Source organism: Rhizobium flavescens (assembly GCF_011319365.1).
Window position 1 is genome coordinate 1 of record NZ_WXZP01000006.1, and the last position, 6,564, is coordinate 6,564.

The 6,564-nt window shown below is 59.1% G+C and carries 7 protein-coding genes and 1 tRNA gene; 3 read left to right on the plus strand and 5 right to left on the minus strand.

Annotated elements, in window-relative coordinates:
* A partial coding sequence (locus tag GTU70_RS00700; RefSeq protein ID WP_166096835.1) for a DUF1236 domain-containing protein occupies nt 1-395 on the minus strand: 395 nt, incomplete at its 3' end.
* A 158-nt stretch (nt 396-553) separates the two neighbouring features.
* Between GTU70_RS00700 and GTU70_RS00705 the strand changes: the two genes are divergently transcribed.
* Nucleotides 554-946 (plus strand): GFA family protein, encoded by a 393-nt coding sequence (locus tag GTU70_RS00705; protein ID WP_166096843.1) that lies wholly within the window; start codon nt 554-556, stop codon nt 944-946.
* 215 nt (nt 947-1,161) lie between these two features.
* Nucleotides 1,162-2,568: a DUF6538 domain-containing protein gene (locus GTU70_RS00710; RefSeq protein ID WP_166096837.1), complete on the plus strand. Its 1,407-nt coding sequence runs from the start codon at nt 1,162-1,164 to the stop codon at nt 2,566-2,568.
* Nucleotides 2,569-2,603: 35 nt separating this feature from the next.
* Here the strand turns inward: GTU70_RS00710 and GTU70_RS00715 are convergent, their stop codons facing one another.
* Nucleotides 2,604-3,230, minus strand: coding sequence for a recombinase family protein (locus GTU70_RS00715; protein ID WP_166096838.1), 627 nt, complete (start codon nt 3,228-3,230; stop codon nt 2,604-2,606).
* A 153-nt stretch (nt 3,231-3,383) separates the two neighbouring features.
* On the opposite strand from GTU70_RS00715, the gene GTU70_RS00720 reads away from it, so the two are divergent.
* Nucleotides 3,384-4,253 carry a YecA family protein gene (locus tag GTU70_RS00720; protein ID WP_166096839.1) on the plus strand — a complete coding sequence of 290 codons (870 nt, stop codon included), beginning with the start codon at nt 3,384-3,386 and terminating at the stop codon, nt 4,251-4,253.
* A 123-nt stretch (nt 4,254-4,376) separates the two neighbouring features.
* On the opposite strand, the gene GTU70_RS00725 is transcribed toward GTU70_RS00720, so the two are convergent.
* The 3 genes from GTU70_RS00725 to GTU70_RS00735 form a co-directional block, all read right to left on the minus strand.
* A complete protein-coding gene (locus GTU70_RS00725) occupies nt 4,377-5,228 on the minus strand; it encodes a ParB N-terminal domain-containing protein (RefSeq protein WP_166096841.1) in 852 nt (283 codons plus the stop codon).
* A 359-nt stretch (nt 5,229-5,587) separates the two neighbouring features.
* Nucleotides 5,588-5,661: transfer RNA gene (locus tag GTU70_RS00730), tRNA-Gln, on the minus strand.
* Between the two features lie 209 nt (nt 5,662-5,870).
* Nucleotides 5,871-6,563, minus strand: coding sequence for a GntR family transcriptional regulator (locus GTU70_RS00735; RefSeq protein WP_166096842.1), 693 nt, complete (start codon nt 6,561-6,563; stop codon nt 5,871-5,873).
* Nucleotide 6,564 lies beyond the last annotated feature (1 nt).

A 6,564-nucleotide genomic window follows, 5' to 3' on the forward strand; every position in this document is an offset into this window, starting at 1 on the left:
CAATTGAGGACACGGACCACCGTATAGGTTTCCGGGTCGACGATGACACGCTGCTCGTTGACAACGGTGTATGCATAGCGCGGGTCTTCCGGCACCGGCGTCAGAACGACTTCGTGCGAGATCGCCTTCCCGACCACGACGGGCTGCTCGACGACGACGGAGCTGCTCATCGGCTGCTGCTCGACATAGGTCACGACCCGGTCCGGCGGCGGATCGAGCGCTGTGCCGACGATGGCGCCGGCGACGCCGCCGACAGCGGCCCCCACCGGTCCGCCGACGATGGCGCCGGTGACCGCGCCGCCGGCCGCACCGGTGGCAGCGCCGTCATCCGCATAGGCGCCGCCCGCAAAACCAAGGGCCGCCACCGCCGCCCCGACAATCATGATGTTACGCATGTTCGATCTCCTCGTTTGATCTACTCATGTTCACGCAGAGGCAAACGTCCGCCGGCAAAAAGGGTTCCCAGCCGTGGCGCACCTGTCGTCTGGCGAGAATTTTGCAAGGAAGGCATCACAGCGCTAAACTGCCCGCGCTTGAGAAGGAGAAACAGGGCATGGATCGTTTTACCGGCGGCTGCCTGTGCGGCAATATCCGCTTTGTGGCTGCGGGGCGCCCCTACCGGGTGGGTCTGTGCCATTGTCTGGATTGCCGCAAGCATCACGGCGCACTATTCCACGCTTCGGCGATCTTTCCCGAGGAGGCGGTGACGGTATCGGGCGAAACCCGCGATTATGCCGGCCGCTTCTTCTGCCCCCGCTGCGGCTCGTCGGTCTTCTCCCGCAGCGCCGACGAAATCGAGGTCAGCCTCGGCTCCCTCGACGCCCCCGCCCAGTTCACCCCTACCTACGAACTCTGGACCACCCGCCGCGAATCCTGGCTACCGCCCTTTCCGCTCAGCAAGCGCTACCACCACGATCGCGAGAACAGCGACCGTTCGGAAGACTGAGGACATGCGAAATTTCACGAGGAAAGTAACGTTTTCGAACAGTTGAAAACTCAAGGAAAATTTGGCTGGGGAACCTGGACGTCCAGCCCGGTAGTCTGCAACCCTATGAAGATGTTGACTTTCAATAGGTTGAGAGGATACGAGAGGTACGCAGTAGAGGTACGCAGCGAGGTACGAACAGGGTGGCACGGCACGACAGGAGGTACTTGGAGCCGATGAACGGTGGAGGATGGAGGGTTGTGGTCGATGTCCCTCGTAACCTCCGAAAACAAGTCGGCAAGACCAAGCTCAAGCAGGCGTTGGGCACCGATAGCCTCGCGACCGCTAACGTGCTGAAACATGCGGTCGTGGCGAGGCTCAAGGCCGAACTTGAGGCGTATAGCAAGGACGCCCCATCTGACCCCCTGATGCGTGAGGCAATGGCCCTGCGTGCTGCCCTGGAGGCCGCTGGGCGCGGTGCTGGGGCGCTTGATGAGGTTAACATCGATGCTATCGCAGACGCGGTGAAGAGGCGGGCAGAGGAAATCCAAGGCCGTCCCATAGGAGGTGATGAAGGCGAAGAGGAGTACGAGCCTAACCGTGAAGCAAGGGCGCAGGCCTTCGCCGATGTCGCTCTGGGAAATGTAACTCCCTTGGACCTTCCCGTACCCACGTTCCTTTTGGAGAAGAAGAAATGGGGTCCGCGCACCGTGGCTGACTTCGAGCGTGTGCTTGGCTACCTTAAGGCGTGGCTTCGAGAGAACCAGTACCAAGGCTCCATCGAAGTTGTAACCAGAAGGGTGGCTGGCGATTTTGTCAGCTCCCGCCTCATCGGCGGCGACTTGGCGAGCAAGACCATCAACAAGTACGTGACCGGCCTTTCCGGCTATTGGAAATGGCTCATGACCAAAGGCTATGTCGAAACGAACGTCTGGACGCAGCAACGAGCGGAGAAGGAGCGTCCTGAGGAAGGTAACGACATGCGGAGCTTCGATGACGAGGAGCTGGAAAGGCTCTTCTCCGGCAAGCCCAAAAGGGGGTTCGTCTACGATGCCATGGTTATAGCGGCGCTGACTGGGGCGCGGATGGGCGTTATCGTTGATCTGACGGTTGCCGACTGCCAGGGCGACCAAATCCGGTTTCGAGCTGGGAAGCATGAGAAGCATTCAAGGCTCGTTCCAATGCATCCTGACCTTCGTGGTGTGATCGCGAGCAGGGTTAAGGGCAAGGGGTTGAGCGACGATCTGTTTCCCGAGATGCCGAGGCTCGCCCCCGGCGATGATCCACGGAAGGAGCGCGGGCAGCGACTGACCAAATCCTTCGGCACATTCCGCAACTCGGTCGGCGTGGATGACCCAAGACCCAGCGATGGTAAGTCCCGCGTCAATTTCCATTCCTTCCGTCGATGGTTCATTTCCAGGGCCAGTAGCGCGATCAACGAAGGCGCGGTCGGGTTCTCGCCTTGGACAATCGCAGAGGTCGTGGCGCATTCGAAGGGCGACATGCCGCTGGACATGACCATGGGCCACTACAAGGCACCGGATGCGATGAAGGCGCGGCGGGCCTGCGTGGAAGCCGTCCAACTGTCTGCAAAGGCCAGGGCGGCGTTGTTGGAGCGTTATCCGTCACCGCAAACACCCTGAGGTGATGAAAAAAACAGACACCCCCACGCAAGGGCTCAAGCCTCAACGCTCGGTGTCTGTCGCTTCGCCAGCCGGGAGAGGGTGGACCGCGAGCAGCCCGTGGCTTGAATGATAGTGTTCCAACTCTGACCTGAACTGAGCATAGAAACGATGGCTGCGTTCCGCTTGGTGTCCTCCGGGCGGCCAGCATAGGTGCCCTTCGCCTTTGCCTTCTCAATGCCCTGAGCCTGCCTCCTGCGACGGTCCTCGTAGTCCTTGCGGGCAATAGCAGCCAGCATGTCCAAGAGCATGCCATTGATCGCGTCCGCCATACGCGCAGTGAAGTCATCTGAATTGGCCGTGGCGAGTTGCCAGGAGGTCGGCAGGTCGAGTGCGACCACCTTAACCTGCCTCTGCCTGATCTCGTTGCGAAGCCGCTCCCAGTCCGCTGAATTGAGGCGGCTCAGGCGATCTACCTGTTCCACCAGAAGCACGTCGCCAGGGCGGCTATCCGATAGGAGGCGGAAAAGCTCTGGGCGTTGGAGCGAAGCGCCGCTCTCGTTTTCCAGGTAAGTTGCCGCGATGATGAGGCCGCGCTCGTTGGCGAAGGTTTCAAGCTCGGTGCGAGCGCGAGATGCGTCTTGTTCCTTCGTGGAGGCACGGAGATATGCACGGGTGAACATGGCGAGGACCTTCGGTTCGATTTGGATGGTCTGTTATTGTTCGGTTCGATTTGGGTTGTCAATCGAAATTATCGAACTGCCATTTCAGTTGGTTCTCATGAGGCATACTTTCTCGAACTCCTCGTCACTCCTGCGTTATGCTAGACTGCCACCATGACCTTGAGCATCGCATACATATCCGGTTCGTTGTGCGTAGTGGCCACTGATCGCCGCATCTCGGGCGGCTATTCCGATGATGAGCACGGTAAAACCATCGCCCTCTTCGCGGGGGATGGCATAGCAGCGGTTAGCTTCGCTGGACTGGCGAGGGTATCTCATTTCGATACCCACGATTGGCTCGCAAGCTCCCTTGTGCACCGAGGCGGTACCGGCGGCAACCTTCGCCAAATCATTCAAGAGACCGCGAACGACTTAACGAAGAGGTTTGCAGGCAACCAGACGATCAAGTCCGTTGACCATCGGTTGTCCATCCTGTTTGCTGGATATGGGCTATCACCTACGGAATACCACCCCTTCTTCGCCTTGGTCTCCAACTTCCAGCATCCGGATGGAAGGGGTTTGACGCCGGAGTTCAGGGCATACCTTCACCAACTTTTACCTGGTGGAGCCCATCTCGCATCTGCGATTGGTGACTACAGCGCGATTGCGCCAAGTGTGTTTGCTGACCTCAAGGCTCGATGCAAGGGCAAGGGCGTAGATCAAGTTGAGCAGATTTTGGTTGGCGGTATACGAAACGCTGGGCTCAAGTCTGAAACGATAGGTCAGCAGATCATGACGCTTTCCCTCAATCCGTTTCAACGTGAAACCATACGTGGTCGATACCACTCGGCCGCTGCCAAACCAGAGCTGTTTATGCCTTCGATGGTATGGGCGCAACCAGATACCCGGATAGCCGTCACCCGGGCTAGCATCGTGCCAGAGGATGAAACGGACCACAGGTTCGTCTTTCCAGCGAAGGGGCGTAACGCTCGGTGCCTATGCGGAAGCGGCAAGAAATACAAACGCTGCCACGGAGCACCTTAAACACCATGGGGTGGCGGGGGTGTCGGAGAAGCTGCGTTATAGAATGTTGGCTCGAAGATTTTTCCCGAAAAAGGCCGGTGGGGCTGGGAACTGTACATGGGGAATTTCCCCAGCCCGTTTGCATCAGAAGTCTGCATCCGCTGGCAGGCTCATCCTCGAAGGTGCCACGTCGATGCCGGGAATGAGGCCGTCCCAGTCCTCGCTCGCCAGATTTGCCTTGAACGCCTCAACTAACCGCTCCATGCCTTCCACAAGGCCACTACGGTCGCCGCTACGTCCCTGATCGAATAGGTTCCGACCTTCCAGCAGCCAAGCGTCGATCTCGTGCTTGAGCATCACGATTGGACGTGGAGGTCCATCGCCTCCTTCCGTGGCCTTCTCAGGCTCGCCCATGCGGGTTGCCTCTGCCGGAAAGTCTGACCTCATCCAGGCTGCGATTGTTTTGTGATCGCGTCCCATCTCCTTGGCGATCTCCCGGTACGATTTGAACCCGTCCGAAGTTCTGTGACGGCCAGCTCGGACATAGGTTGCAAAGACCCTACGGCTTTCCTTGGATTTCAGTTGTAAACCGTGGGCGTTGTTGGCGATGGCCGCTTGGTAACGAGCTTCGTCAGGTGAGAGTTTGACGATCATCGCTTGCACGGCATCGACTGGTTTGCCGCCTCGGTGCCTTGCTTCCGCTGCAAGCAGTTCGAGGGTGGTGAAGCGGTGATGCCCATCGATTACGAAAAGGTGCTGATCATCGGTTCCGACGAACGCCAGGAGCAATGGAGGAACCTCGCTGCCTGCACGATATGCCGAGCGGATGCGATGTAGGTTGCCCTTGTCCAAGCGGTCACGAACTTGCATCGTCGGGTCGATTTGAATGTCTGAAAGCTCGACCTCGAACGGGCCAGTAGCTCGCCCGAATTCGACTTTGTCCATCCGTTTTCTGATGGTCTCGATCTTCATTCCATTTCCTTGCGGTTGTCGCATGCAGATGCGCTCCCCCGTGGTGGTCGGGAGAGTTGCTGCGGGGGTGGAGTGGTGGTTAGACGACGAGTAGTCGCGCTCTTCAGGGGTGGGTTAATCACTCCAGAGGACGCGGGTACTCCCTATGGTGGGCGGTAATCGACCGGCCGCGTAGCCGATCAGTGCGGGGGTAACGCGCCAGACGGCTCCGATAGTGGGCCGAAATCACCAATCGCAAATCAGTCGGGTGCCGGTAGGTCATGCTCAGTCGAGAGGAAAGTTGGCCCAGAGGTACGCATTCAGGTACGTCCAGAGGTACGCAGTGGGTCGAATAGCCCGTCCAACGTATTCAAATCATTTGATAATTTCTACTGAGAAGAAATTGGCTGGGGAACCTGGATTCGAACCAAGATCGACGGAGTCAGAGTCCGCTGTTCTACCATTGAACTATTCCCCAGCAGGGCCGAGGTGATTGGCTCGGCTGGTGGGGCGGCTTATAAACAAAAGGGGGGCGATTGCAAATAGTCTTTTTCAAAAAAATGCGAGAATTCCCCATTCTTGGCCGCCCTGTCTTCCATGCCGGCGGGACGTCTTTGAAAGAGCGGGAAAATCGCTCGCGACCGGGGCGGCGACGGGTCAGCGTTTGCCGGCTTTCCTCTCCCGACGTCATTTCGCTTCGGCGGCGGCGCTCGCCTCGACCTCCAGGAAACGGGTGCGGCCGAGATGGCCGGCACCGTCCTGGATATCGGCGGCAATCGCCTGGCGCAAAGCCTCGGTATCGCGGGCGCGGATTGCCGCGAGCGCTTCGGCATGGCGGTCGACGCGGTAGCTCTCGTGCAGGTTTTCGGTCGCCTCGCGCATGAACGGCCCCAGCCGCAGCCACAGCGTTTCGATCAGCGGCAGCAGCACCATCGCGGCATGCACCTCGTAAAGACAGCGATGGAAGGCGAAGTTGCGTTCGATGCCGAGTTCGATATTACCGGACTCGTAGGCGGCGTCGATCTCGGCATCGAGCTTTTCCAGCCGTGCCAGCCGAAGATAATCGATGTGCGGCATACAACGCTCGGCCGCCACCGTCTCCAGCGCGATGCGCGCGGCGATGACCTCGTCGAATTTCTCCGGATCCATGTCCGGCACCCGCACGCGGCGATTGTCGAGATGTTCGAGCGCGCCATCGGCCACCAGCCGGTGGATCGCCTCGCGCACCGGCATGGCGCTGACCGACAGACTTTGTGCGATGCCGTGGATGGTTACCGGTTGACCCCGCGGGAACCGACCTGACATGATGGCTTGCCGCAGATTGCGATAAACCCATTGCTTGACGGATTCGAATGTCTGCCTGTCATCGCAAGCCCACATC